Here is a 22,821-nt window from a genome sequence, read left to right on the forward strand (position 1 = left end):
GGATCACCGGAGCGCACGAACACGCGGGCTCACCGGGGAGGAACTCCCTCAGCGATCCCTCGTGACGCGCGGCGCACGCTGCCATCGCATCCCGTCGACCTGGCCCGCCTCGGAGCCGATCGCATACCGCACCCGCCGTCCCCGCACCCGCCGCGCGGGCGCTTGACAGCCACGCGGCCGGCGGCCACGGGCGAAGCGGACGGTGAGAGGCACGACGGCAGCTTAACCCGCGGGTGCTCGCCGGGTGTAGCGCGTTTCCGGCCGCCCGAGGTGACGTGCATGACTCATCCGCGGCCTCGCCGGAGCCGGCCCGGACCGCCTTCGCTTGTCCACGGAGTGTCCGTTTTCTGTCCTGTGCCGGGAATCGCCGCGCGATTAGCATGGTCGATCGTGACCGCCGACGGCTTGCCCCGCGAGTTGGAAGAGCTGGAGCACGTGGTGCAGGCCGCGGTCCGCGCGCTCGCCACCGCGCCGTTCCTGCGGTCGGGCGAAGCCCGGGGAGTGCTGGAAGACATCGCGCGCGGACGAGACGGGCTGGCTCGCTTCGACTGGCCGCGGGAGGTGTCCGACGCCGAACGCCGGGACCGGGTGGCGGCGCACCTGCGCGCGACGGGCCTCGTCGTGGCCGACGGGGGCGGGTTCCGGTTCGGCCGTCCGGAGGTGGCGGACTACCTCGTCGCGGAGTACGTCTTCCGGCGGTACCCGCGTGCGCGGTCGCCGTGGGCGAGGAAGTACTTGGTGCCGCAGGAGACCTGGCCGTGGCCGGACGCCGGGATGCAGGAGATCCTGGCGGCGTTGTGGTGGGGCACGGCGCGGTCCGTGGTCGAGCGGCGGATCGGCCGCCTGCTGGACGACCGGCACCGGGACCCGAACATCCGCTTCGTGATCGACCTCGTGCGACGGCGTCTGCTCCCGGACGACGGAGTCCGCGAGCAGGTCTTCGCAGTGCTGCGCGGCGCGCTCACCGAGCCAGGCGGCTTGGCGGCGTTCGGCTGGATGGTCGAGCTCGACCCCGAACAGGCACTCACCGAACTGGAATCGCTCATCGCCGATTCCGGACCGGGAGTGACGGACCGGCACCGGCTGGACGCGGTCATCGAGATCAACCGCCACGATGAGGGCCGGGGCGCGAAGAACCTCGCCATCCTGGCGAGGAGCCTGAGGGGCGAACCAGCCGATCGGCTCGCCACCGCGGTGCGGGTCCGGGAGCGTGACCGGGTGCTGGGGGATCGCGCGCTGCGGTACTTCGCCGCGGACGACGCCATGGGGGACTTGCGCGCGGAGGCGGTCGTTCTCCTCGGTTCCGCCGACCTGATGCGCGAGTTCGTCGCGGCCGGGTACGGCCTGCCGGACCCGAGGCGGGAGGAGATCCTGGCCGCGTTGCTGGGAACGCCGGACGCCGAGTGGAGTGCCGCCGCCGAGCGGTTCGCGGCGACGGCGGTGGAGGCGGGCACGGCGGTGCGGATCGCCGAGCGGGTGCGTGGCCGGGACAGTGCGGTGGCGTTGCGGATCCTGGCCGCCCTGCTCGCGCGTGAAGACCTGACCGACGGCGAAGCAGGCTTCCGCGCGGCTGTCCTCGCCGGGGAGATCGACCCCCTGGCGGCCATTCCCGCGCTGGAGCGGTTCGCGGCGTTGACGAGGGTGCCGGGCGGCCTGCGTGTCATGGCGGGTAAGCGAATCCTCGAAACGCACGGTGGGTCCATGGACACGCTGGTCCGCCTGGCCGCGGACGCCGGGCTCGAGACGTCCTGCCGAGGTGACGCGGCGAAGGCGGTGCGTGCGGTGGACCGGCCGTTGGCGGCCCGGCTGTTCGTCGCGATCTGGAGAACCGGCTCGACCACTCACGTCGCCGGGCTGAACTGGCTTCGCGAGGCTTACGAGTGCGATCCTGGGCAGGCCGTGCCCGCGCTTGCGGAAGTCGTGCGGGACCGGCACGTCCCGGGCAAGGTCCGGCTCCAGGCGGTAGCCGTGGCGCGGCCGGAGTTGTCCCGTGACCAGGCCGTCGCCTGGTACGGCAAGGTGGTCGGCGACGCCGACGATCAGGCGGCTCTGGCCGCCGCTCGCGAAGCAGCCGAACTGTACGGGCCAGCCGGACTTTGGTTGCTGGCGAAGGTTGCCGAACGGCCGAAGGCGGACGTCACCCTGCGGATAGCCGCCGCCGTCGAGGCTGGGGCCGAGGGAGTGGGGGCGCTGCGGGAGCTCGCGACGACCGCCCGTCCGATCCAAGATCGTTTCGCCGCGGCGAAAGCGTTGCTGCCCCACGATCGTTCGGCCGCCAAGGCCGCGCTGCGGGCCATCGTCCGGGACGCCGAGGGGCAAATCCGGATACGAGCAGCGCTGGCACTTCCGGGACATTCGTCGATCGCCGAAGCGCTCGTTTACGTTGCGCTGCACGACCGCAATCACGCCGTCCGTATCGAGGCTGCGGATACCGCGATGGACTACGACGTCAAGATCGCGCGGCCGGCGATGCAGCGACTCGTCGATGATCCGCGGACACCTTCCCGGATCCGGGAGCAGGCGCGCCGGCGGCTGGGCTGACGCCCCCAGCGCCGGAAAATCGGTACTTGACAACCTCGCGGCCGCCGTTCAATCTCTCTAATTAACCGTACGGTACATACCTGACCGGTTAGTTACCTGGACTGCACCGGCGCACCCGCGGAGGAGATTGACGTGACCGATCGTCCGGATGGCGCAGCCGCGCCCGTGGGTAGGCCGGCCAAGGCCGCCTTGGCCGCGTGGATCGGCAGCGCCCTCGAGTACTACGACTTCTTCATCTACGGCACGGCGGCCGCGCTGGTCTTCAACAAGATCTTCTTCCCGGCCTCGTCCCCGGCGACCGGCACGCTGCTCGCGCTGTCGACCTTCGGGGTCGGCTACGTGTCGCGGCCGCTCGGTGCGCTGCTGCTGGGACACCTGGGGGACAAGTTCGGCCGCAAACGCGTGCTGCTGGCCACCTTGCTGCTGATGGGACTGTCCACAGTGCTCGTCGGCTGCCTGCCCGGCTACGGGACGATCGGCGTGGCCGCGCCCATCCTGCTGGTCGCGCTGCGGCTGCTGCAGGGCCTGTCCGCCGGCGGTGAGCAGGCCAGCGCGAACTCCATGAGCCTCGAGCACGCGCCCGAGCACCGGCGCGCCTACTACACGAGCTTCACCCTCAGCGGGACCCAGGCCGGGCAGATCCTGGCCACCGCCGTGTTCCTGCCGGTGGCCGCGCTGCCGCAGGAAGAGCTGCTGTCCTGGGGCTGGCGGGTCCCGTTCTGGCTCAGCGCCGTCGTGGTGCTGGTCGGGTACTACATCCGCCGCTCGCTGGACGAGACGCCGGTCTTCCAGGAGGAGGTCGCCAGTGGGGAAGTGGTGAAGCTGCCGCTGGCCGTGCTGCTGCGCGACCACTGGGCCGACGTCCTGCGCGTGGTCGTGGCCGCGTTGATCGCTTCCGTCAGCACGATCTTCACCGTCTACGCGCTCAGCTACGCCGTCAACACGGTGGGCCTGAGCAAGACGCCGATGCTGTGGGTCGGCGTGCTGGCCAACGTCGCCGCCGTGGTCACGATCCCGTTGTGGGCCAGGTTCTCCGACCGCGTCGGGCGCAAGCGGATCTTCATGGCCGGCTCGCTGGGCTGCGCGATCCTGATCTTCCCGTACCTCGGCGCCATCGCGGCCGGCAGCTACCTCTGGATCTTCGTCGTCGGCATCGGGATGTTCGGCATCGTCTACACCGCCACGAGCGCCGTGTGGCCGTCGTTCTACGGCGAGATGTTCCCCGCGCGGGTGCGGTTGTCGGGCACCGCGATCGGGACGCAGATCGGGTTCGCGATCAGCGGGTTCCTGCCCACCATCGCGGTCGGGGTCACGGGCACGGGCCGGGGCGCTTGGCTGGGCGTCGCCGTCTTCACCGCCGCCTTGTGCCTGGTCAACATCATCGCCGTGGCCACCGGGAAGGAGACCTACCGGGTGCCGACCGCGCAGCTGGGCCTCAAGGAACCGGCGCGCACCGAGGTCAGCGTTCCGCGGTGAGCGAGTTCGACGTCTACGCGCTCTGCTACGGCCGGCGGACGGGCTTCCGCGGTGAGCATTTCCTGGGCTACGGCGCGGATTCCGCGCACCCCCACCCGACCGCCTACTACGTCTGGCTCGCGGTGTCGCCGGAGCACACGGTGGTCGTCGACGCGGGCATCCGGGCGGAGCGGGCGAGGCAGGTGGACGGGCTCGAGTACGTCGAGCCCGTCCGGCTGCTCGCCGAGCTGGGGGTCGACCCGGGGACGGTCGGCCACGTCGTCCTCACGCACCTGCACTACGACCACTGCGGCACGGTGGCGGACTTCCCCGGCGCGCGCTTCGTGGTCCAGCGGTCCGAAGTGGACTATTGGACCGGTCCGTGGGCGAAGCGGATCGAGCGGGAACGGTGGCTGCTCGACGAAATCGCCCTCGACCACGTGCGGGCCGGGCCGGTCGACCTGGTCGAGGGGGACGCCGAGGTCGTGCCGGGGCTCAGCGTCCACCTCGTCGGCGGGCACACCGCCGGGATGCAGGTCGTCCGCGTCGAAACCGGCGCCGGTCCGGTCGTGCTGGCCTCGGACGCCAGTCACTTCCACGAGAACATCGAGACGGACCGCCCGGCGCCGCTGCTGCACTCGATGACCGGGGTGTACGGCGCCTTCGACCGGGTCAAGGAGCTGGCCGGCGGCGGCCTGGTCGTGCCGGGCCACGATCCGGAGGTGCTCACGCGGTACCCGCCGGCCGGCGGGGACATCGGCCGGATCGTGCGGCTCAGCGCGTCGTGAGGTAGCTGACGAGCATATCGGCGACCATGCGCCGGTGGTGGTCGCGGAAGGCGGGGTCGAGCATGTCGCGGTCGAAGATGGCGTTGAACGTGTAGCGGTTCGCGGTGCGGAACACGCAGAACGCGCTGATGGCCATGTGCACGTCGAGCGCGTCGACGTCTTCGCGGAACTGCCCGGCTTCGCGGCCGCGCGCGAGGATGCGAGTGAGCACGTCGAGCGCCGGGTTGGCCAGGTTGGACAGCGCGTTCGACCGCGCGATGTGCTCGGCGCGGTGGATGTTCTCGATGCTGACCAGCCGCACGAAGTCCGGGTGGGACTCGTGGTGGTCGAACGTGAGCCCGGCGAGCTGCCGGATCGCCTCGGCCGGATCGAGGTGGTCGACGTCGAGGTCCTGCTCGAGGGAGCGGATGACCGTGTAGGCCCGCTCGAGCACCTCGACGAACAGCTGGTCCTTGTTCGTGAAGTAGTAGTAGATCATCCGCTTGGTGGTGCGGGTCTTCGCGGCGATCTCGTCCACCCGGGCGCCGTCGAAGCCCTTCTCGGCGAACTCGCGGGCGGCGGTGTCGAGGATCTCCGCGCGCGTGCGGTCCGCGTCGCGGATGCGTGCGGGTCCGCTGCTGGCCACTGCGTCCGACGATGGTGCTGCCACGGACTTCCTTCCTCGCTTCAGCTGATGTGCCCACTGTAGGACGTCACCGCGGATCCGGGCCCTTCACGGCGGCGACACCATGAGGTACAAATAACGTACTGGTTCGTACATTACGGGAGTGCCTGTGAGCTTGTCTTCGGCGATCGACGCGATCCGCGCCCCCGCAGCGCGGGCGGACCCGGGCACGGTGCTCACCGGGCTGATCGGCGCGGGCATCGGGCCGTCGCTGAGCCCGCCGCTGCACGAGACCGAGGCCCGCCGGCTCGGGATCGACCTGGTCTACGCCCGCTTCGACCTCGACGAACTGGGCGTGCCGGCCACCGCCGTCGGGTCGCTGCTGGCCGCGGCTCGCGACGCGGGGTACCGCGGGCTGAACATCACGCACCCGTGCAAGCAGGTCGTGCCGGCACACCTGGACGAGCTGTCCCCGGACGCCGCCGCGCTGGCCGCGGTCAACACCGTCGTGTTCGAGGACGGCCGCGCGGCCGGGCACAACACCGACTGGTCCGGCTTCGCGCGCGGCCTCCGGACCGGGCTGCCCGACGTCGACCTGGGCTCCGTCGTGCTGCTCGGCGCGGGTGGAGCCGGTGCCGCGGTGGCGCACGGCCTGCTCACCGCCGGCGCCGGCCGGGTCCGGATCTTCGACCTCGATGCCGCCCGCGCCGCGGAACTCGCGGCCGCCCTCGCCGGCCGGTTCGGGATCGGCCGGGCGTCGGCGGGAACGGATCTCGAAGCGGCGGTGGGCGCCGCGGACGGGCTCGTGCACGCCACCCCGACCGGCATGGCGGCCCACCCGGGGCTGCCGCTGCCCGCCCGGCTGCTGCGCCCGGACCTGTGGGTCGCCGAGGTGGTCTACCGCCCGCTCGACACCGAGCTGGTCCGCGCCGCGCGCGCGGCCGGGGCCCGGGTGCTCGACGGCGGCCGGATGGCGGTGTTCCAGGCCGCCGAGGCGTTCGGCCTGTTCACCGGTACCGAACCCGACGCCGCGCGGATGTCGCGGCACTTCGCCGAGCTCACCGCGTCTCCGGAAAGGCAGCCCGCCGATGTCCTCGACTGAATCCCGCCGTTCGATCGCCACCGTCTGTCTCTCCGGGACACTGGAGGACAAGCTGACCGCGGCCGCCGCGGCCGGGTTCGACGGGGTGGAGATCTTCGAGAACGACCTCGTCGCGTCGTCGTGGTCGGCGAAGGAGATCAGCGAACACTGCGCCGAGCTGGGGTTGTCGATCGACCTGTACCAGCCGTTCCGGGACTTCGAAGCGGTCCCGCCGGACGTGCTCGCCCGCAACCTGCGGCGCGCGGAGCTGAAGTTCGACGTCATGGACCAGCTCGGCGCCGACACGATGCTGGTGTGCTCGTCGGTCTCCCCGGACGCGGTCGACGACGACGACCTCGCCGCCGAACAGCTGCACCTGCTCGCCGAGCGCGCCGCGGCGCGGGGCATCCGGATCGCCTACGAAGCGCTGGCGTGGGGCCGGTTCGTCAACACCTACGAGCACTCGTGGCGGATCGTGCGCCGCGCCGCCCACCCCGCGCTCGGGCTGTGCCTGGACAGCTTCCACATCCTGTCGCGGGGCAGCGACCCGGCCGCGATCCGCACGATCCCCGGCGAGAAGCTGTTCTTCCTGCAGCTGGCCGACGCGCCGCGGCTGCAGATGGACGTCCTGCAGTGGAGCCGGCACCACCGGCTCTTCCCCGGCCAGGGCGCGTTCGACCTGACCGCGTTCACCGGGCACGTGCTGGCGGCCGGCTACCGCGGGCCGCTGTCGCTCGAGGTGTTCAACGACGTCTTCCGCCAGGCCGACCCGGGGCCGGCGGCGGTCGACGCGATGCGGTCCCTGCTCGGCCTGCAGGAGACGCTCGGCGTCGCGGACCTGCCGCCCGCTCCGGCGCTCGCCGGGCACGCGTTCGTCGAGCTGGCGGTCGACGACGACGCGGAGCCCGCAGTGGCGGAAGCGTTGCGGGGCCTGGGTTTCGCGGAGACCGGCCGGCACCGGTCCAAGCCCGTCCGGTTGTGGCAGCAGGGAGACGCCCGGATCCTGCTCAACCGTTCCGGCCCCGGGGGCGCGTCGGTCGGCGCGGTCGCCGTCGAGAGCGCCGACCCGGTCGCCTCGGCGCGGCGCGCCCAGCGGCTGCTCGCCCCGATCCTGCCGCGCGGCCACCGCGCGGACGAGGCGGACCTGTCGGCGGTCGCCGCGCCCGACGGAACGTCGGTCTTCTTCTGCCGCACCGGCGCCGACGACGCGGACAGCTGGCTCGGCGACTTCACCCGGACCCCGGCGGCGGGCGGTGAAGCCGGGGTGACCGGGATCGACCACCTGGCCCTGACCCAGCCGTTCGACCACTTCGACGAGGCGGCGCTGTTCTACCGAGCGGTTCTCGGCCTGGAGCCGGAGCCGGTGACGGAGTTCGCGGCACCGTTCGGGCTGGTGCGCAGCCGGACGGTGGCCGACCCGTCCGGCCGCGTCCGCATCGCGCTCGAATCGGCCCTGCTGCGGCGCGGGGAGTGGGCCCCGGGCGTGCGCGAGCCGCAGCGGGTCGCGTTGACCACCGGCGACGCGCTGGCGAGCGCGCGCCGGATGCGCGAGCTCGGGGCGCCGCTGCTCGAGATCCCCGGCAACTACTACGACGACCTCGACGCCCGGCTGGCCCCGGACCCCTCGCTGCTGACGGCGTTGCGGCAGCAGTCGGTGCTCTACGACCGCGACGAGGGTGGCGAGCTGCTGCACTTCTTCACCGTGGTGCTCGGCGGCCGCGTGTTCTTCGAGGTGGTGCAGCGCATCGGCGGCTACGCGGGTGACGGGGCCGCGAACTCCCCGGTGCGGATGGCCGCCCACCGGAGGCAACGGGAAGCCCGGCGGCGCAGCACCTAGCGTCGCGCACCCAAGGTGGCCTTCGGTGCGTCAGACGCACCCAAGGCCGCCTTGGGGCGCACCTGCGCTGTCGACAAATCCGCCGGCCGCACGGCCCTAGTTCTTCCAGACCACCGGGGACTTGTCGTAGCCGTCGCCCTTGTCGAACGTCGCGGAGCCGACCTCGCTGCCTTCGCGGGCGCCCTGCAGCGTGCACGTCTCGAACTTCGCGCCCGCTTTGGTGAAGTCCTTGCCCGCCGTCCCGGACTTGCACTGGTCCGTGCTGCCGGTGATGATCACGCCGGTCGAGCGGCCGTCGGTGCCGAGGGCGCGCAGGCTCACCGAGGCGTAGGCCAGGTCGGCGCCGTCCACGTTCTCGACCGTCGCCCGCAGGTAGTACGGCGTGATTCCTCGGGCCTTGTCGCCGTACTTCGCGAGGTCGGCGTTGGCGCCCTTCTCGATCGCCGTCACCGTGATCGCGATCGTGCCGGACTTGGTGGTGCCGTACTTGAACGGGACGACCGCGCGCTCGCCGAGCTTCAGTTCGGTGCCGGGCTTCGTGACGTCGCCGGCCGGAACGGCCGCGCCCGTCGAAGACTCCGCCGACGCCGACGCCGAGTCGGACGCCGGGGCGGCGGGAGCGCTGCTGGGGGCGGCGGGCGCGGCCTGGCCGGACTCCCCGCCGCACGCGGACAGCAGGAGGCCGGCGGCGCAGGCGGCGAGCAGGGCGGTGGTGCGGACGTGCTTCATGGATCTCCTCGGAAAGCCCGCCGGACGGGTTCCGGGCGGGCGGAGCCGAGCGCCGTGGCCGCCCCCAGGACAGTCGCGGCGGCCGGGAACGGTGCGCCCTCGCGGCTCCGTCAGCGGGAAGCTAACCCGAATGCCGCACCGGTGGTGTGGGCCGTTCGCACCACACGGAGGTCACAGATCGTCGATGCCGATCAGGCCGTCCTGGATGGCCCGGGCGACGAGCGCGGCCTTCGTCGGCGCCTCGCGGCCGATGCGCGCGTACTTGACCCGGATCCGCTCGAGGTGGGAGTTGACCGTGCTGGCGGAGATCCCCAGCCGGTGCGCGACGAACTCCTTCGACTCCGACTGGAACCACTCGACGAGCACCTCGGCCTCACGCGCCGAGAGCGCGGGCCGCGTCTCCGAACGATCTCCGGCGAGCGCTCCGGCCAGCGACGGCGGGGTGTAGGGCCGGTCCTGCGCCGCCGCCCGGGTCGCTTCCACGAGGTGCCCCGCGCCTTCGGCCTTCGTCAGGTAACACAGCGCGCCCAGTTCGAGGCACTGCAGGGCGACCTCGTCGTCCGCGCGCATCGAGTAGACGACCACCCGGCGCCCGGCCTCGGCCAGCCGCCGCAGGTCGCCGAACGCCGGCGCGGGGCCGCCCAGGTGCAGGTCGAAGATCACCACGTCGGCGTCCGCGCCCGCGCCGAGCCAGGCGGCCTTGACGTCCTCGCCCTCGGCGACGACGTCGATCGGCGGGTCGCCGCCCGCCAGCCAGTACGCCACGCCGGCGCGCACCGCCGGGTGGTCGTCGACCACCACGGCCGTCACTCGGGTCGCCACCGCGCCTCCATCCAGGTCTGCCCGTCCCGGGAGTGGGACGTGACGGGGACCGCCGCGGATCCGGTCACTTCCGCGGAACCGTCCGCGACCACGGCGACGCGTACCAGCTCGGGCGTGCGCAGCACGCTGACGCGCGCCCGGGTGCGGGCGGCGGCCAGCGCGGTGAGCACGGGAGCGGTCAGGTCACGGCGGGCCGGGGCCGGGACGTCGACGACGTCCCCGCTCACGGCCAGCGTCACGACGATCCCGCGTCGCTCGGCCACGTCGAGGCACGCGGTGACCTCGTGCACGAGCGGGTCGGGCACGTCGTCGTTCTCCGCGAAGAGCCGCCGCAGCTGCGCGGCGGCCAGCGCGCAGCGGGCGCGGGCGTCCGGCGTGCGCGGGTCGACGGTGCCGTCGGCGAGGCCGGCCAGCAGCGGGAGGGTGGCGCCGAGCTGCTCGGCGAACCCGGTGCGCAGGTCCCGCCCGGCCTGCGCGGCGAGGGCGGCCCGGATGGCCAGGCGCTCCCGCTCGGCGGCGGCCGCGGCGGCCTCACCCGCGCGGCGGTCGAGCAGCCGGATCAGCCCGGCGATGGCGAGCTGGAAGACGGTCACGCCGAAGAGCACGATCGCGGCGTCGCCGAGTTCGGTGCGCGTCGGGGCCCCGCCGAGCAGGAACTGGGTGACGCTGGCGGCGGTGTGGGCGGCGAGCGCGGTCAGCAGGGCGGGCGGCCGGTCGGCGAGCAGCACGAGCAGGTGCCACCCGACGAGCCCGAACGACCAGTGCGGCTCCCGGAAGAAGGCATCCGGCGGCAGCGCGGCGGTCGCGGCGGAGGAGGCGGCGAGCACGACGAGCGTCCCGCCGGCGGCCATCGACCGGGGAAGCGGCTTGCGCCGCAGCACCCAGAGGGCGCAAAAGGCGGTGACGCCGGCGAGGGTCACGTAGGCGAGATCGGCCGCGACCGGCGGCCGGTAGGAGGAGTGGTGCCGGAGGAGCGGAGCGATCCCGAGGCCGAGCTGGATGATGCCGGTGACGCCGAGCAGCACGATCCGGATGGCCGCGGCGAGCCGGATTGCGGGGTCGGCGGGTGCGGCGGGGTCGTTGGGGGTGTGGTGTGCGGGGGTGGGGCGGGCTGCGGGTCCGGGAGTGACGGGTGTGTTCGCGGGGAAGCTGGGCCTGGCGGAGCGCGCCGGGGGTTCGGGGGTGGCGAGCCGAGTCGCGGCGTCGGTGGGCGCGGCGAGGTCGCTGGGAGTGTCGCTTGCGGTGGCGGGGCGGGCCGCAGGTCCGGGCGTGGGGGTGTTCGCTGGGGTGCTGGGCGCGGCGATGGCATCGGGGGCGGTTCCGGCAGCAGCGGCGGCGGCGAACCCGGGTGCGGTGGAGCCGGTCTCCGTGGGCCCGGAGGAGCCCGAGGAGCCCTGGGATCCCGGGCCGACCACCTCACCGCCCTCGGCCGCGCTGTCCTCCGCCGGCTCACGCACCGGACCACCTCAACGTCACGACCGTTCCCGCGCCGGGAGCCGACGTGACCTCCGCCGTCCCGCCGGCCGCGCGCATCCGCTCCACCACCGAGCCGCGCACCCCACGCCGCGCCGGGGAAACCGATGCCGGATCGAAGCCGGTGCCGTCGTCGGCGATCGTGACCGTCACTCCGCCCGGCGATGACGCCAGCCGCACCGAAACCGAGTCCGCGCCCGAATGGCGTTCGGCGTTGCGCAGCGCCTCCTCGGCCGCGCGCACCACCGCCAGCGCCGCCGACGCCGGGATCAGCGGCACCGGCTCCCAGACCGCCACGACCGGCAACGCGCGCCCCGCCAGCGTCGCGCGCAGGCCCGCTTCGAGGTCCGCCGGGGTGTCCTCCGCCCGGTGCGAGCCGGTCAGGATCGCCAGATCGCGGGCCGCGTACCCGGCCACCGCACCCGGGTCGGCCGCCGCGCCGGACGCGACCGCCAGGAACGTCGCCGACGCCGTGTCGTGCAGCAGCGCCAGGTACTCGCGTTCCCGGCGGCGGCGGTCGCCCTCGAGCGCCGCCGCCCGCTCGAGCGCGGCCTGCTCGGCGCGCGCGGCGTCCGTCCGGGCCGTCGACCGGACGAGCAGCACGAACGCCAGCCGCGCCAGCACGCTCTCCACGACGACCCGCAGCGCCACGAGCAGCCAGTCCCCGCCGCCCGCGGTGATCCCCACGGCCAGCAGCACCACCAGCGCCGGCCCGGTCAGCCGCGGCGGGTGCTCCCACTGCCAGGTGATCGCGGTGATCGTGAGGACGTTCACCGCCCACAGGCTCGCCGCGCCGGGCACCGACGTGATCCACGGCTGGCACGCGCCCACCGCCCCGGCCCGCAGCGCCGCCAGCGCGAACGACGTGCGCCGCCCGGCGAAGACGTCGGCGGCGCCCGCCACGAGGGTCAGCGCGAGCAGTCCGGCGGCCGGGAACGCACCGGGCGCCGCGACCACCCCGAAGACGCCGACGGCCCCGGTGGCGACGGCTCGTGCGGGTCCGGCGAACCGGGTGACGGACGCCCGGAACTGCGCCTCGACCGGCCCCGGCGCGCTGGCCGTCATCACACCCCCGAGAGCCCCGGTCGCACTGCGAAAATCGGACGTCCTGTTTCTACCAGGCCGCACGCGACGCGCAATTCTGTCCATTAAGGGCGGACTTCTTGCACTATCGAGCACTTGACATGCCCGGTGTTGCTCGCTTTACTGCTGAGCACGTCGGAACGGACGCCCCGACGTCAGAGGTACGCCCAGCCGGTATGTCGGCCTTCGCCGCGAGCCCGGACTGAGTCGCCAGGACGTGCTCGTGGTCCGAGGCGGGGTCGTGCCCACCATCATCCGGAGTTCGATGATGCCCTCTTCCCGCGTTCAGTTCCTCGCCGGCGCCGCCCTGGCGGCGCTCGTCATGGCCGGCACCGCGTGTTCCGCCTCCGCGGCACCGGCCGCCGCCGTCACGCCCCCGCCGGTCAAGGCCGGCTTCGACTACCAGATCGGCGGCGCCTACGCCCCGGCGAGCGACGTCAAGGTCGTCAGCCGCGACCACACCGCCCAGCCCGCCGCGGGCCTCTACAACATCTGTTACGTCAACGCCTTCCAGGCCCAGCCCGGCGCCGAAGGGGAGTGGGGCGACCTCCTCCTCCGCGACGCCAACGGCAACGTCGTCGTCGACGAGGACTGGGACGAAGCCCTGCTCGACCTCCACACGGCGGACAAGCGAACCCGGGTCGCGGCCAAGGTCAACGCCTGGGTCGACGACTGCGCGGCCAAGGGCTACCAGGCGATCGAGCCCGACAACTACGACAGCTTCACGCGCTCCAAAGGACTTCTGACCGACAGCGACGCCCAGGCCTACATCCGCCTGCTCTCCGCGCACGCCCACGGAAAGGGCCTGGCGATCGGGCAGAAGAACACCTCCGAGCTGTCCGACCAGCGCCAGGCGAACGGCCTCGACTTCGCCATCGCCGAAGAGTGCGGCCAGCAGACGAACTGCGGTGAGTTCACCCCCGCGTTCGGCGACCACGTGATCGTCATCGAGTACACCGACGCCGGCCTGAAGACCGCCTGCAGCCGGTGGAGCTCGCTCAGCATCGTGCGCCGCGACCACGACGTCGTCCCGAAGGGCGAAGCCGGCTACGTCCGCAAGACCTGCTGATGGACCGCCGCGGATTCCTGCGCGCCACCGGTGGGCTCGCCCTCGGCGCCGCCGTGGCCGGCTGCGGCCCGGCGCGCGCCACCGGCGGCCCGGTCACCGTCGAGATCTGGCACGGCCAGACCGACACCGGCAAGAAGGTCCTCGACGCGCTCGTCGCGGACTTCCACCGGACGCACCCCGGCATCCGGATCGACCTGGGCGGCGGCGTCCTCGCCGACGCGATGCTCCAGAAGATCACCGCGGCGCTCGCGTCGGGGTCGTTCCCGGACATCGCCTACGTCTTCGGCTCGGACCTGGCCAGCGTCGCGCGCAGCCCGAGCGTCGTCGACGTCACCGACCTCGTCGACGCGGGTCCCGGGTTCTGGGCGCCCGCCCGGGAAGCGGTCACCGTCAACGGCCGCGCCCGCGCGGTCCCGGCGCTGCTCGACTCCCTGGCCGTGGTGTGCAACAAGGACCTGTTCGCCAACGCCGGGATCCCGCTGCCCGCCGCCGGCTGGACGTGGGCCGACTTCGTCGCCACGGCCGGGAAACTCACCGACGCGGGCAGCGGCACCTTCGGCACCGCCTGGCCCGCCACCGGTGACGAGGACACCGTGTGGCGGTTCTGGCCGATGGTGTGGGACCTCGGTGGCGACGTCATCGGCGCGGGCGGGCGTGGCATCGGGTTCGCGGACCAGGGCGTGCGCGCCCTGGAGGTCGTCCGCGACCTCGCCGCGGCGAAGTCCGTCTACCTCGATCCGAAGACCGGCAGCGAGCAGATGTACCAGGCGTTCGGGGCGGGCCACATCGGCATGGTCCCGACCGGACCGTGGCAGCTGCCCGACATCGCCGACGCCGGGATCGACTACGCGGTCGTGCCGCTGCCGAGCTTCAGCGGCCGGCCGGGCACCATCTCCGGACCGGACACCTGGACGCTGTTCGACAACGGCGAGGAGCGCGTCCAGGCGGCGCGCACCTTCCTGTCCTGGCTGGCCGGTCCGGCCCAGGACGTCCGCTGGGACGACGGCGCCGGCAGCCTTCCGCTGAGCCGCGGGACGCAGCAACTGCCGGCGTGGCAGGAGAAGACGGCGGAGACTCCGGGCCTGCCCGTCTTCGTCGACGCGCTGGAGAACGCCCGCGTCCGGCCGGTGCACCCGGCCTACCCCCAGGTGTCGGCGGCCGTCGGCACCGCGATCGTCGCCGTGCTGCTCGGCCAGGCGACGCCGGCCGACGCGCTGCGCGACTGCGCCGCGGCCGCGAACGCCGCCCTGATCATTCCGCGATAGGGAGCCGCCATGCCCGGACTGCCGAGGCCCGTCACCCTGCCAAGCCGAGGCTCCGCCTCGGGCCCCGTCCAACGCAGGCGCCGTCGCGAAACCGCGGCGGCGTGGGCCTACGTTTCGCCCGCCGTCCTCATCATCCTCGGCCTCGGCGTGGTGCCCGTCGCCTGGTCGCTGGTGCTGTCGTTCCAGGTCGACGACCTGGTGACCCCGAGCCGCTGGACCGGCCTGGACAACTACGCCGCTCTCGCCCAGGACCCGCACTTCGCCCAGGCAGTCGGGAACACCGTGCTGTACACGGTGCTCTACGTCCCGCTCAGCATCCTGTTCGGGTTCCTGCTGGCGCAGGCGCTGAACCGGCGCATCCGCCTGGTCGGGTTGTACCGGACGCTGGTGCTGGTCCCGTTCGTGCTGTCGGCGACGGCCCAGGGCGTGCTGTTCTCCTTCATCCTCGACCCGCAGTTCGGCGCGGCCAACTCGCTGCTGCACCACCTCGGCGTGTCCCCGCAAGGGTTCCTGACCGACCCGGCGCAGGCACTGCTGGTGCTGGTCGGGATCACGCTGTGGAGCGGCACCGGCTTCTGCGTCGTGGTCTACCTGGCCGCGCTGCAGGACGTGCCGCCGTCGCTGGTCGAGGCCGCGCGGCTGGACGGTGCGGGCACCTGGCGCGTGCTGCGGCACGTGACGCTGCCCGCGGTCGCCCCGGTGACGGCGTTCCTGGTGCTGTGGCAGCTGATCACGTCGCTGCAGGTGTTCGACCTGGTCTACGTCACGACCAAGGGCGGCCCGCTCGGCTCCACCACGGTCATCGTCTACTTCGTCTGGGAGCAGGCGTTCAAGAACTTCACCGCCGGCTACGGCGCCGCGTCGGCCTACGTGCTCGCGCTCGCCCTGCTCGTCGTCGTGGTCGTCCTGCGCGTGCTGCGCCGGCCCGGGAAGGCCCTGCGATGACGACCCAGCCGGCACAGCCGACCCAGCCGGCACGGCCGGCTCGGCTCGAAGTACCCGCGACCCGCGTGCTGCCCGTGCCGCGGCGGCCCCGGCTGCCGTTCAGCCCGTGGCACCTGCTGCTCGTGCCGCTCGCGCTGGTGTTCGCGGCGCCGCTGGTGTGGCTGCTGCTCAGCTCCGTGATGAGCAACGCCGAGATCAACCGGTTCCCGCCCGCGCTGTGGCCGTCCCGAGTGGACTTCGCCGGGTACCGTTACGTCTTCGAGAACGCGCTCTTCCTGCGCTGGTTCGGGAACTCGCTGATCGTCTCGGCGGTCACCGTGGTGTCGAACCTGCTGTTCGGCGCGCTGGGCGGGTACGCGTTCGCGCGGATGCGGTTCGCCGGTTCGCGGGCGCTGCTCGCGCTGATGGTCGCGACGATGGCGATCCCGTTCCAGCTCACCATGATCCCGACGTTCCTGGTGATGAAGAAGCTCGGCCTGATCGACAGCCTCGGTGCGCTCATCGTGCCGTCGCTGGTGACGCCGTTCGCGGTGTTCCTGCTGCGCCAGTTCTTCCTGTCCCTGCCCCGGGAACTGGAAGAGGCGGCGTGGATCGACGGCTGCTCGCGGCTGCGCGTGCTGTTCACGATCGTGCTGCCGCTGTCGCGGCCCGCGTTGAGCACGGTGGCCGTGCTGACGTTCCTGACCACCTGGAACGACCTGACCTGGCCGCTGATCGCGGTCAACCACGACACGGTCTACACGCTGCAGCTGGGCCTCACCACGTTCCAGGGCCAGCACCACACGAACTGGGCCGCCGTGATGGCGGGCAACGTCATCACCGTGCTGCCCGTGCTGCTGGCCTTCCTCGGCGCGCAGAAGACGTTCGTCCAGTCCATCACCTCCAGCGGGCTCAAGGCCTGAACCCGCACCTCGAACCACCGGATCGGATTTCCATGACCCCCAAGATCACCTTCGTCGGCGCGGGCAGCGTCGTGTTCACCCAGGGCCTGCTCGCCGACCTGTTCGCCTACCCGGAGCTGGACGGCGTGCACGTCGCCCTGCACGACATCGACCCGGACCGCCTGGCGACGGCGCTGGCGGCCGCCCGGCGGATCGCCGCCGTCCGGGGCGTCAAGCCGGTGCTCACCGCGCACGCCGACCGGCGGGAAGCGTTGTCGGGCGCGGACTTCGTCGTGAACATGGTCCAGATCGGGATGGGGGAGGCGACGCGCACCGACTTCGACGTCCCGGCGCGCCACGGCCTGCGCCAGACCATCGGCGACACGCTCGGCATCGGCGGGATCTTCCGCGCGCTGCGGACGTTCCCCTTCCTGAAGGAGCTTGGCGCGGACATCGCCGACGTCTGCCCGGAGGCGTGGCTGCTCAACTACACCAACCCGATGGCGATGAACGTCCAGTACCTGGGCGAAGCCACCGGGCTGACCCGGGTCGTCGGGCTCTGCCACTCGGTGTACTGGACCGTGCACGGGCTCGCCGAGCTCGTCGGGGTGCCGTTCGACGAGGTCACCTACGTCGCGGCGGGGGTCAACCACCAGGCGTGGGTGCTGCGGTTCGAGCACGCGGGCACCGACCTCTACCCACGGCTGCGGGAGCTGGCCGCCGGCGACGAGCAGCTGCGGCGGCGCGTCCGGTTCGACATGCTGCGGCGGCTCGGCTACTACCCGACGGAAACCAGTGAGCACTCCGCCGAGTACGTGCCCTGGTACCTCAAGCACGACTCCGAGGTCGAGCGCCTGCGGCTGCCGATCGGGGCCTACCTCGCCATCGTCGCCGAGAACGAGGCCGAGTACGAACGCACCCGGCACGCGATCGCGGCCGACGAGCCGCTGCCCGTCGAAGGCACCGGCGAGTACGCCCCGCAGATCGTCCACAGTGTCCTCACGGGCACCCCGCGGACCGTCTACGGCAACGTCGTCAACCGGGGCCTGATCGAGAACCTGCCGTCCGGCGGGGTGGTCGAGGTGCCGTGCCTGGTCGACGGCACCGGCGTCCGGCCGACCCGGATCGGAGCGCTGCCGCCCCAGCTCGCCGCGCTCAACCGGACGTACCTGAGCGTGAACGACCTCGTCGTGCGCGCGGCCGTCGAGGACGACCCGCGCCACATCCGCCACGCCGCGATGACCGACCCGGCCACGGCGGCGGCGTTGCCGGTGGAACGGATCTTCGAGCTGTGCGACGACCTGGTCCGCGCCCACGGCGACCGCCTCCAGCCCGGCCTGCGCGCCGTCCTCGGCCGCTGACCTCTCGACTCCTACGGCGACCGTCCTCAGCTGCTTCCGGAAGCACAGCGCGCCGCCTCCAGCGCGGCAAGAGCCTGCCCGACGTGGGGGCCTGACCCACACCGACGGGTGGTCGGAGGTTCCGGAAGGCCGATTGGTGGGTAGCCCAGTGGAGTGAGACTGAGCAGGCCCCTGCCTGCGGAACTAGTGAGAGGTGGTCACATGGGCCAGGGCGATGCTCCGGTCGGGCGATCGGTGAAGACGGCGGCGGCCGGGGTTCGGGATCTTGCCGCGGAGGCGGCGCGAGTCGGGGCGGCCGCGGCCGCACGCGCGGTGGAGATCACCGATCGGAAGCTGACGGAAGGGGCCGACGAGCTGGCGAAGGTCGGCCGTTCGGCGACCAAGGACTTCGACAAGAGCACCCGGTCTTCCCGCCGGGACGTGCGGAAGCACTCGGTCGCCGCCCGCGACGAGGTGCTCTCGCGCGCGGTGAAGCTGCGCGACCCCGGCCGCAAGGCGGCGCAGGCGATCGCGACGGTGGCGGGTTCGGCGAACGAGTCGAACCGCAAGCGGCGCAAGGCCGTGGCGACGGCGAAGCGGGACCTGGCCGTCGCGCTGAACGAAGCGAAGAGCGTGGCACGCGGGGAGCGTTCCCGGCGGGCCCGCTGGCCGTGGGTGGTCGCCCTCGCCGCGGTGGCCGCGATCGCGGCCGTCGTGCAGGTCCGGCGGTCCAACCCGCTGGCCGAGCCGGAGAACGAGGTGAAGGCTCCGGTGCCGGCCGACAAGGTGGTGACCCCGGCCGACCAGGCGGTGCCGCCGACGCCCGCCAAGCCGGCGGCCGCGGCCCCCAAGCCGGCCGACGCGCCGACGCCGCCCAAGCCGGCCGAAGCCCCGAAGCCGCCGGCCCCCAAGCCGGTCAACGGCACCAACGGCAACGGTCACGCCGCCGCCGGCAAGGGCAAGACCGAGAACAAGAGCCGCTAAGCCCGGCACGCAGCCGGTCCAAGGGGACTCGTCCCCTGCACTGAAGGGCCCCTTCCTTGCGTCAGACGCAAGGAAGGGGCCCTTCAGCCATGGGGGCCGCCCGCCCGCCCGCCCGGCCGGCCGGACCGGCGACGGCCGCCACCCACGCCGGTGGCGGGTGTGACGTGGGTCGGCTTGAGAGGATGGCGGTATCGCGCATAATGAGCACCTGACCGACCGCTTAGCATGTGCCGGGTACCACACCGCGAAGGAGACACACTGCCGTGAACTCGTTCAAGGATCGCGTCGCGATCGTCACCGGGGCCAGCCGGGGCATCGGCCTCGGGATCGCGAAGACGCTCGTCGAGCGCGGGGCCAAGGTGTGCATCACCGCGCGCAAGCCCGAGGCGCTCGAAGAGGCCGTCAACTCCCTCGGCGGGCCCGACGTCGCCATGTTCGTGCCGGGCAAGTCCGACGACACCGACCACCAGGACGAGGCGATCGCGAAGACGATCGAGACCTTCGGCCGGCTCGACTACCTGGTCAACAACACCGGCATCAATCCCGTCTACGGGCCCACCCTGGACATCGACCCGGCCGCCGCGGCGAAGATCCTCGGCGTCAACGTCCTCGCGCCGCTCGGCTGGACCAAGCGCGCCCGCGACGCGTGGATGGGGGAGCACGGCGGGGCCGTCGTCAACGTCGCCTCCGTCGCCGGCCTCGGCGCGTCGCCCGGCATCGGCATGTACGGCGTCAGCAAGGCCGCGCTGATCCGGCTGACCGTCGAACTCGGCGCCGAGCTGGGGCCGAAGATCCGCGTCAACGCCGTCGCGCCCGCCGTCGTCAAGACGAAGTTCGCCACCGCGCTCTACGAAGGCCGCGAAGAAGAGGTCTCGGCGGCCTACCCGATGAAGCGCCTCGGCGTGCCGGCCGACATCGCCGGCGCCGTCGCGTTCCTGCTCTCCGACGACGCGGGCTGGATCACCGGCCAGACGATGGTGCTCGACGGCGGCGTGACCCTGGGCGGTGGCCTGTGACCGGCGTCGTCGTCACCGGGGGCGGCGGGGGCATCGGGGCCGCGTTGGCCCGCCGCTTCGCCGCGGGTGGTGCGCAGGTGGTCGTCGCCGATCTCGACGGCGACAAGGCCGCGGAAATCGCGAAAGAGGTCGGCGGGACGGCGTTCGTCGGCGACGTCGCGAGCGTCGACGGCGTCGCGAAGCTGGTCGAGAGCGCCCGCGAGACCCTCGGCGAGATCGACATCTTCTGCGCCAACGCGGGCATCGCGCCCTTCGGCGGCCCGGAGAGCCCCGAGGAGGTCTGGGCGCGCACCTGGGACGTCAACGTCATGGCGCACGTCCGGGCGGCCAACCTGCTGCTGCCCGCGTGGCTCGAGCGCGGCCAGGGGCACTTCATCGCGACGGTGTCGGCGGCCGGGCTGCTGACCAGCCTCGGCTCGGCGCCGTACTCGGTGACCAAGCACGGCGCGCTGGCGTTCGCCGAGTACCTGTCCGCGACCTACCGGCACCGCGGGATCACCGTGCAGGCGATCTGCCCGCAGGGCGTGCGCACCGCGATGCTGGAGAGCACCGGCACCGCCGGCCAGCTGCTGATGGGCGCGTCGGCGATCGAGCCCGAGCAGGTGGCGGACGCGCTGTTCGCGGCCATCGAGGCGAAGCAGTTCCTCGTCCTGCCGCACCCGGAGGTCGCGGACTACTACGCGGCCCGCGCGACCCAGACCGACCGGTGGCTCGGCGGGATGAACAAGCTGCAGCGCAAGGTCGAAGCGGCCCTCGAAGCCGAATGAACTGGCAGCCGGAGGTCGACGAGATCGCGCGGCGGCGCGAGCTGGCCGAGCGCATGGGCGGGCCGGAGAAGGTGGCCCGCCAGCACGCCGCCGGGCGCTCGACGGTCCGCGAGCGGATCGCCGCGCTCGCCGACCCCGGCAGCTTCGACGAAATCGGGGCGCTGGCCGGCACGGCGTCCTATGCGGACGGTTCGCTCGAGGCGTTCACCCCGGCCAACTTCGTGCTCGGCACGGCGAAGCTCGACGGCCGCCGGGTGGCCATCGGCGGCGACGACTTCACCGTCCGCGGCGGCGCGGCCGACGCGGCGATCATGGAAAAGCAGGTCTACGCCGAGCGGCTCGCGAACGAACTGGGCCTGCCGATGGTGCGGCTGATCGAGGGCACCGGGGGCGGCGGCAGCGTCAAGATGCTGGAGCAGCACGGGTTCACCTACGTTCCGGTCAACCCGGGCTGGGACCTCGTGGTGGACAACCTCTCGACGGTGCCGGTAGTCGCGCTCTGCCTCGGCCCGGTCGCCGGGCTCGGCGCCGCGCGGGCGGTCATGGCGCACCTGAACGTCCTGGTCGAGGGTGCCGGGCAGCTGTTCGTCGCCGGGCCGCCGGTGGTGAAGCACGCGACGGGGGAGGACCTCACCAAGGAGGAACTGGGCGGCGCGGACGTCCACCGGCGCAGCGGCGCGATCGACCGGATCGTCGCGTCCGAGGCCGAGGCTTTCGCGGTGGTGAAGCAGTTCCTGTCGTACTTGCCGTCCTCTGTGGACTCCCTACCGCCGGTCGGATCCACTTCGGACCCGGCGGACCGGCGAGAGGAAGCGCTGCTGTCGCTGGTTCCGCGCAACCGGCGGCACCCGTACCGGTTGCGGCCCTTGCTCGACGGCGTCTTCGACGAAGGGTCGGTGTTCGACTACGCCGTGTCGGGCGGCTCGGCTTACGCGGGACTCGCGCGGCTGAACGGCCACCCGGTCGGCGTCCTCGCCACCGACCCGTACCGCGGCGCGACGCTGACGCCGGAGGGCGCCGACGTCACGACGCGGTTCGTCGACCTCTGCGAGACGTTCCACCTGCCGCTGGTGTCGCTGACCGACCAGGCGGGCATGGTGATCGGCGCGGCCGCCGAACGCGCGGGCGCGATCCGCCACGGCGCCCGCGCGGTGACCGCGGTCTACCAGGCGCGGGTCCCGATGGCCGAGGTGATCGTCCGCCGCGTGTTCGGCGTCGGCGGCGCGGGCCAGGTCAACCGGCACCGCCTGGTCCGCCGCTGGGCGTGGCCGTCGGGCGACTGGGGTTCACTCCCGGTCGAGGGCGGCATCGAAGCGGCCTACCGCGCCGAACTCGACGCCGCCGACGACCGGGCGGCCCGGATCGAGGGGATCCGCGCCCGCCTGGACGCCGTGCGCTCGCCGTTCCGCACCGCGGAGCGGTTCTCGGTGGAGGACGTCATCGACCCCCGCGAGACCCGCGCCCGGCTGTGCGACTGGGTGCCGGACGCCTACGCGGCGCTGCCGAAATTGCTGGGCCGGCCGTCGTTCGGGATGCGTCCTTGAAGGACCCGGTACCAGTTCGGCCGCACCAGCTCGAGTTCGACGGTCTTGCCGCCGGGGTGGTCGAACATCCGGACGCCGTCCCCGAGGAGCACCGGCACCGGCATCGCGAGGATCTCGTCGAGCAGGCCGGCTTCGAGGCACTGTCGGGCGATGTCCGCGCCGAGGACGTTGACGTACTTGTCACCCGCCGCCTCCTTCGCGGCGGCGACCGCGTCGACGAGGTTGCCGATGAACGTGACGCCGGGGACCGGCGCCGGCGCGTGGTGGGTGAGCACGACCTGCGGGCCTTCCCAGCCGCCGCCGAAGGCCTTGCCCTCGCCTTCGGTGCCGCGGTGCGGGTCGTCGCCGCCGAACGTCCGGCGCCCGACGAGCAGCGCGCCGATCTCCGGGATCAGCTCGTCGACCACCGGGTCCGGGCCGAGGTACGGGGTCAGCCAGGACATGTCGCCGCCGGGGCCGGCGATGAAGCCGTCGACCGAGCAGCTGAAGCCGTAGAGCAGTTTCGCCACGATGTCTCCTTCGGGCCGGGTTCGCGGACTCCGGTACTGACGTCGGCGACCGGGGAAAGTCATCGGTCCCGCTCTCACGACCGGCCGG

Annotated in this window: 21 protein-coding genes; 14 read left to right on the plus strand and 7 right to left on the minus strand. The window is 72.8% G+C overall.

What is annotated here, in order from left to right:
- Window positions 1-48: 48 nt before the first annotated feature.
- On the minus strand, window positions 49-213 hold the full coding sequence (trpM, locus tag ACZ4TR_RS31645; protein ID WP_465291085.1) for a tryptophan biosynthesis modulator TrpM: 165 nt from the start codon (window positions 211-213) through the stop codon (window positions 49-51).
- Between the two features lie 177 nt (window positions 214-390).
- On the opposite strand from trpM, the gene ACZ4TR_RS31650 reads away from it, so the two are divergent.
- From ACZ4TR_RS31650 to ACZ4TR_RS31660, 3 genes are all read left to right on the plus strand, one after another.
- Window positions 391-2,541: a hypothetical protein gene (locus tag ACZ4TR_RS31650; protein ID WP_465291087.1), complete on the plus strand. Its 2,151-nt coding sequence runs from the start codon at window positions 391-393 to the stop codon at window positions 2,539-2,541.
- Between the two features lie 132 nt (window positions 2,542-2,673).
- Entirely contained in the window at window positions 2,674-4,017 is a 1,344-nt protein-coding gene (locus tag ACZ4TR_RS31655) for an MFS transporter (RefSeq protein WP_465291089.1), read from the plus strand.
- Window positions 4,014-4,784, plus strand: coding sequence for an N-acyl homoserine lactonase family protein (locus ACZ4TR_RS31660; protein ID WP_465291091.1), 771 nt, complete (start codon window positions 4,014-4,016; stop codon window positions 4,782-4,784). Before ACZ4TR_RS31655 ends, ACZ4TR_RS31660 begins: the two co-directional genes overlap by 4 nt.
- On the opposite strand, the gene ACZ4TR_RS31665 is transcribed toward ACZ4TR_RS31660, so the two are convergent.
- Window positions 4,771-5,433 carry a TetR/AcrR family transcriptional regulator gene (locus tag ACZ4TR_RS31665; protein ID WP_465291093.1) on the minus strand — a complete coding sequence of 221 codons (663 nt, stop codon included), beginning with the start codon at window positions 5,431-5,433 and terminating at the stop codon, window positions 4,771-4,773. The genes ACZ4TR_RS31660 and ACZ4TR_RS31665 overlap by 14 nt on opposite strands.
- A 187-nt stretch (window positions 5,434-5,620) precedes the next feature.
- Here ACZ4TR_RS31665 and ACZ4TR_RS31670 point away from each other — a divergent pair, with 187 nt between their 5' ends.
- Together ACZ4TR_RS31670 and ACZ4TR_RS31675 are read left to right on the plus strand one after the other, a co-directional pair.
- Entirely contained in the window at window positions 5,621-6,490 is an 870-nt protein-coding gene (locus tag ACZ4TR_RS31670) for a shikimate dehydrogenase (RefSeq protein ID WP_465291470.1), read from the plus strand.
- Window positions 6,477-8,306 carry a bifunctional sugar phosphate isomerase/epimerase/4-hydroxyphenylpyruvate dioxygenase family protein gene (locus ACZ4TR_RS31675; RefSeq protein WP_465291095.1) on the plus strand — a complete coding sequence of 610 codons (1,830 nt, stop codon included), beginning with the start codon at window positions 6,477-6,479 and terminating at the stop codon, window positions 8,304-8,306. The genes ACZ4TR_RS31670 and ACZ4TR_RS31675 overlap by 14 nt, the downstream gene beginning before the upstream one ends.
- 96 nt (window positions 8,307-8,402) lie before the next feature.
- Here ACZ4TR_RS31675 and ACZ4TR_RS31680 read toward each other — a convergent pair whose 3' ends face one another.
- The 4 genes from ACZ4TR_RS31680 to ACZ4TR_RS31695 form a co-directional block, all read right to left on the minus strand.
- Entirely contained in the window at window positions 8,403-9,035 is a 633-nt protein-coding gene (locus ACZ4TR_RS31680) for a hypothetical protein (protein WP_465291097.1), read from the minus strand.
- A 171-nt stretch (window positions 9,036-9,206) separates the two neighbouring features.
- The gene (locus ACZ4TR_RS31685) at window positions 9,207-9,857 is read right to left on the minus strand and encodes a response regulator transcription factor (protein WP_465291099.1); all 651 of its coding nucleotides are present in this window, start codon (window positions 9,855-9,857) and stop codon (window positions 9,207-9,209) included.
- Window positions 9,842-11,314 carry a hypothetical protein gene (locus ACZ4TR_RS31690; RefSeq protein WP_465291101.1) on the minus strand — a complete coding sequence of 491 codons (1,473 nt, stop codon included), beginning with the start codon at window positions 11,312-11,314 and terminating at the stop codon, window positions 9,842-9,844. Before ACZ4TR_RS31690 ends, ACZ4TR_RS31685 begins: the two co-directional genes overlap by 16 nt.
- Window positions 11,307-12,395, minus strand: a complete 1,089-nt coding sequence (locus ACZ4TR_RS31695) for a sensor histidine kinase (protein ID WP_465291103.1) — start codon at window positions 12,393-12,395, stop codon at window positions 11,307-11,309. The genes ACZ4TR_RS31690 and ACZ4TR_RS31695 overlap by 8 nt, the downstream gene beginning before the upstream one ends.
- Window positions 12,396-12,654: 259 nt before the next feature.
- Between ACZ4TR_RS31695 and ACZ4TR_RS31700 the strand changes: the two genes are divergently transcribed.
- The 9 genes from ACZ4TR_RS31700 to ACZ4TR_RS31740 all read left to right on the plus strand — a co-directional run bounded on the left by ACZ4TR_RS31700 (window position 12,655) and on the right by ACZ4TR_RS31740 (window position 22,224).
- Complete coding sequence (locus ACZ4TR_RS31700) at window positions 12,655-13,482, plus strand: endo alpha-1,4 polygalactosaminidase (protein WP_465291105.1); 828 nt, start codon at window positions 12,655-12,657, stop codon at window positions 13,480-13,482.
- Window positions 13,482-14,747, plus strand: coding sequence for an ABC transporter substrate-binding protein (locus tag ACZ4TR_RS31705; RefSeq protein ID WP_465291107.1), 1,266 nt, complete (start codon window positions 13,482-13,484; stop codon window positions 14,745-14,747). The genes ACZ4TR_RS31700 and ACZ4TR_RS31705 overlap by 1 nt, the downstream gene beginning before the upstream one ends.
- Before the next feature lie 9 nt (window positions 14,748-14,756).
- Window positions 14,757-15,692 carry a carbohydrate ABC transporter permease gene (locus ACZ4TR_RS31710; RefSeq protein ID WP_465291108.1) on the plus strand — a complete coding sequence of 312 codons (936 nt, stop codon included), beginning with the start codon at window positions 14,757-14,759 and terminating at the stop codon, window positions 15,690-15,692.
- The gene (locus ACZ4TR_RS31715; protein WP_465291110.1) at window positions 15,689-16,594 is read left to right on the plus strand and encodes a carbohydrate ABC transporter permease; all 906 of its coding nucleotides are present in this window, start codon (window positions 15,689-15,691) and stop codon (window positions 16,592-16,594) included. The genes ACZ4TR_RS31710 and ACZ4TR_RS31715 overlap by 4 nt, the downstream gene beginning before the upstream one ends.
- Window positions 16,595-16,626: 32 nt before the next feature.
- The gene (melA, locus tag ACZ4TR_RS31720; protein ID WP_465291112.1) at window positions 16,627-17,934 is read left to right on the plus strand and encodes an alpha-galactosidase; all 1,308 of its coding nucleotides are present in this window, start codon (window positions 16,627-16,629) and stop codon (window positions 17,932-17,934) included.
- Between the two features lie 201 nt (window positions 17,935-18,135).
- Window positions 18,136-18,897, plus strand: a complete 762-nt coding sequence (locus ACZ4TR_RS31725) for a hypothetical protein (RefSeq protein WP_465291114.1) — start codon at window positions 18,136-18,138, stop codon at window positions 18,895-18,897.
- Window positions 18,898-19,160: 263 nt separating this feature from the next.
- The gene (locus ACZ4TR_RS31730; protein WP_285483972.1) at window positions 19,161-19,913 is read left to right on the plus strand and encodes an SDR family oxidoreductase; all 753 of its coding nucleotides are present in this window, start codon (window positions 19,161-19,163) and stop codon (window positions 19,911-19,913) included.
- On the plus strand, window positions 19,910-20,680 hold the full coding sequence (locus ACZ4TR_RS31735) for an SDR family oxidoreductase (protein ID WP_465291116.1): 771 nt from the start codon (window positions 19,910-19,912) through the stop codon (window positions 20,678-20,680). Before ACZ4TR_RS31730 ends, ACZ4TR_RS31735 begins: the two co-directional genes overlap by 4 nt.
- Window positions 20,677-22,224 (plus strand): acyl-CoA carboxylase subunit beta, encoded by a 1,548-nt coding sequence (locus ACZ4TR_RS31740; protein WP_465291118.1) that lies wholly within the window; start codon window positions 20,677-20,679, stop codon window positions 22,222-22,224. Before ACZ4TR_RS31735 ends, ACZ4TR_RS31740 begins: the two co-directional genes overlap by 4 nt.
- Here the strand turns inward: ACZ4TR_RS31740 and ACZ4TR_RS31745 are convergent.
- The gene (locus ACZ4TR_RS31745) at window positions 22,170-22,733 is read right to left on the minus strand and encodes a dihydrofolate reductase family protein (RefSeq protein WP_465291120.1); all 564 of its coding nucleotides are present in this window, start codon (window positions 22,731-22,733) and stop codon (window positions 22,170-22,172) included. The two genes, ACZ4TR_RS31740 and ACZ4TR_RS31745, sit on opposite strands and share 55 nt — an antisense overlap.
- Window positions 22,734-22,821: the final 88 nt, after the last annotated feature.

Source organism: Amycolatopsis sp. NPDC028719 (genome assembly GCF_055565395.1).

Coding starts and splice junctions, on each gene's coding strand:
- ACZ4TR_RS31675 (WP_465291095.1), top strand. CDS start 6,477: ATGTCCTCGACTGAATCCCGCCGTTCGATCGCCACCGTCTGTCTCTCC.
- ACZ4TR_RS31680 (WP_465291097.1), bottom strand. CDS start 9,035: ATGAAGCACGTCCGCACCACCGCCCTGCTCGCCGCCTGCGCCGCCGGC.
- ACZ4TR_RS31725 (WP_465291114.1), top strand. CDS start 18,136: ATGGGCCAGGGCGATGCTCCGGTCGGGCGATCGGTGAAGACGGCGGCG.
- ACZ4TR_RS31715 (WP_465291110.1), top strand. CDS start 15,689: ATGACGACCCAGCCGGCACAGCCGACCCAGCCGGCACGGCCGGCTCGG.
- melA (WP_465291112.1), top strand. CDS start 16,627: ATGACCCCCAAGATCACCTTCGTCGGCGCGGGCAGCGTCGTGTTCACC.
- ACZ4TR_RS31740 (WP_465291118.1), top strand. CDS start 20,677: ATGAACTGGCAGCCGGAGGTCGACGAGATCGCGCGGCGGCGCGAGCTG.
- ACZ4TR_RS31705 (WP_465291107.1), top strand. CDS start 13,482: ATGGACCGCCGCGGATTCCTGCGCGCCACCGGTGGGCTCGCCCTCGGC.
- ACZ4TR_RS31710 (WP_465291108.1), top strand. CDS start 14,757: ATGCCCGGACTGCCGAGGCCCGTCACCCTGCCAAGCCGAGGCTCCGCC.
- ACZ4TR_RS31695 (WP_465291103.1), bottom strand. CDS start 12,395: ATGACGGCCAGCGCGCCGGGGCCGGTCGAGGCGCAGTTCCGGGCGTCC.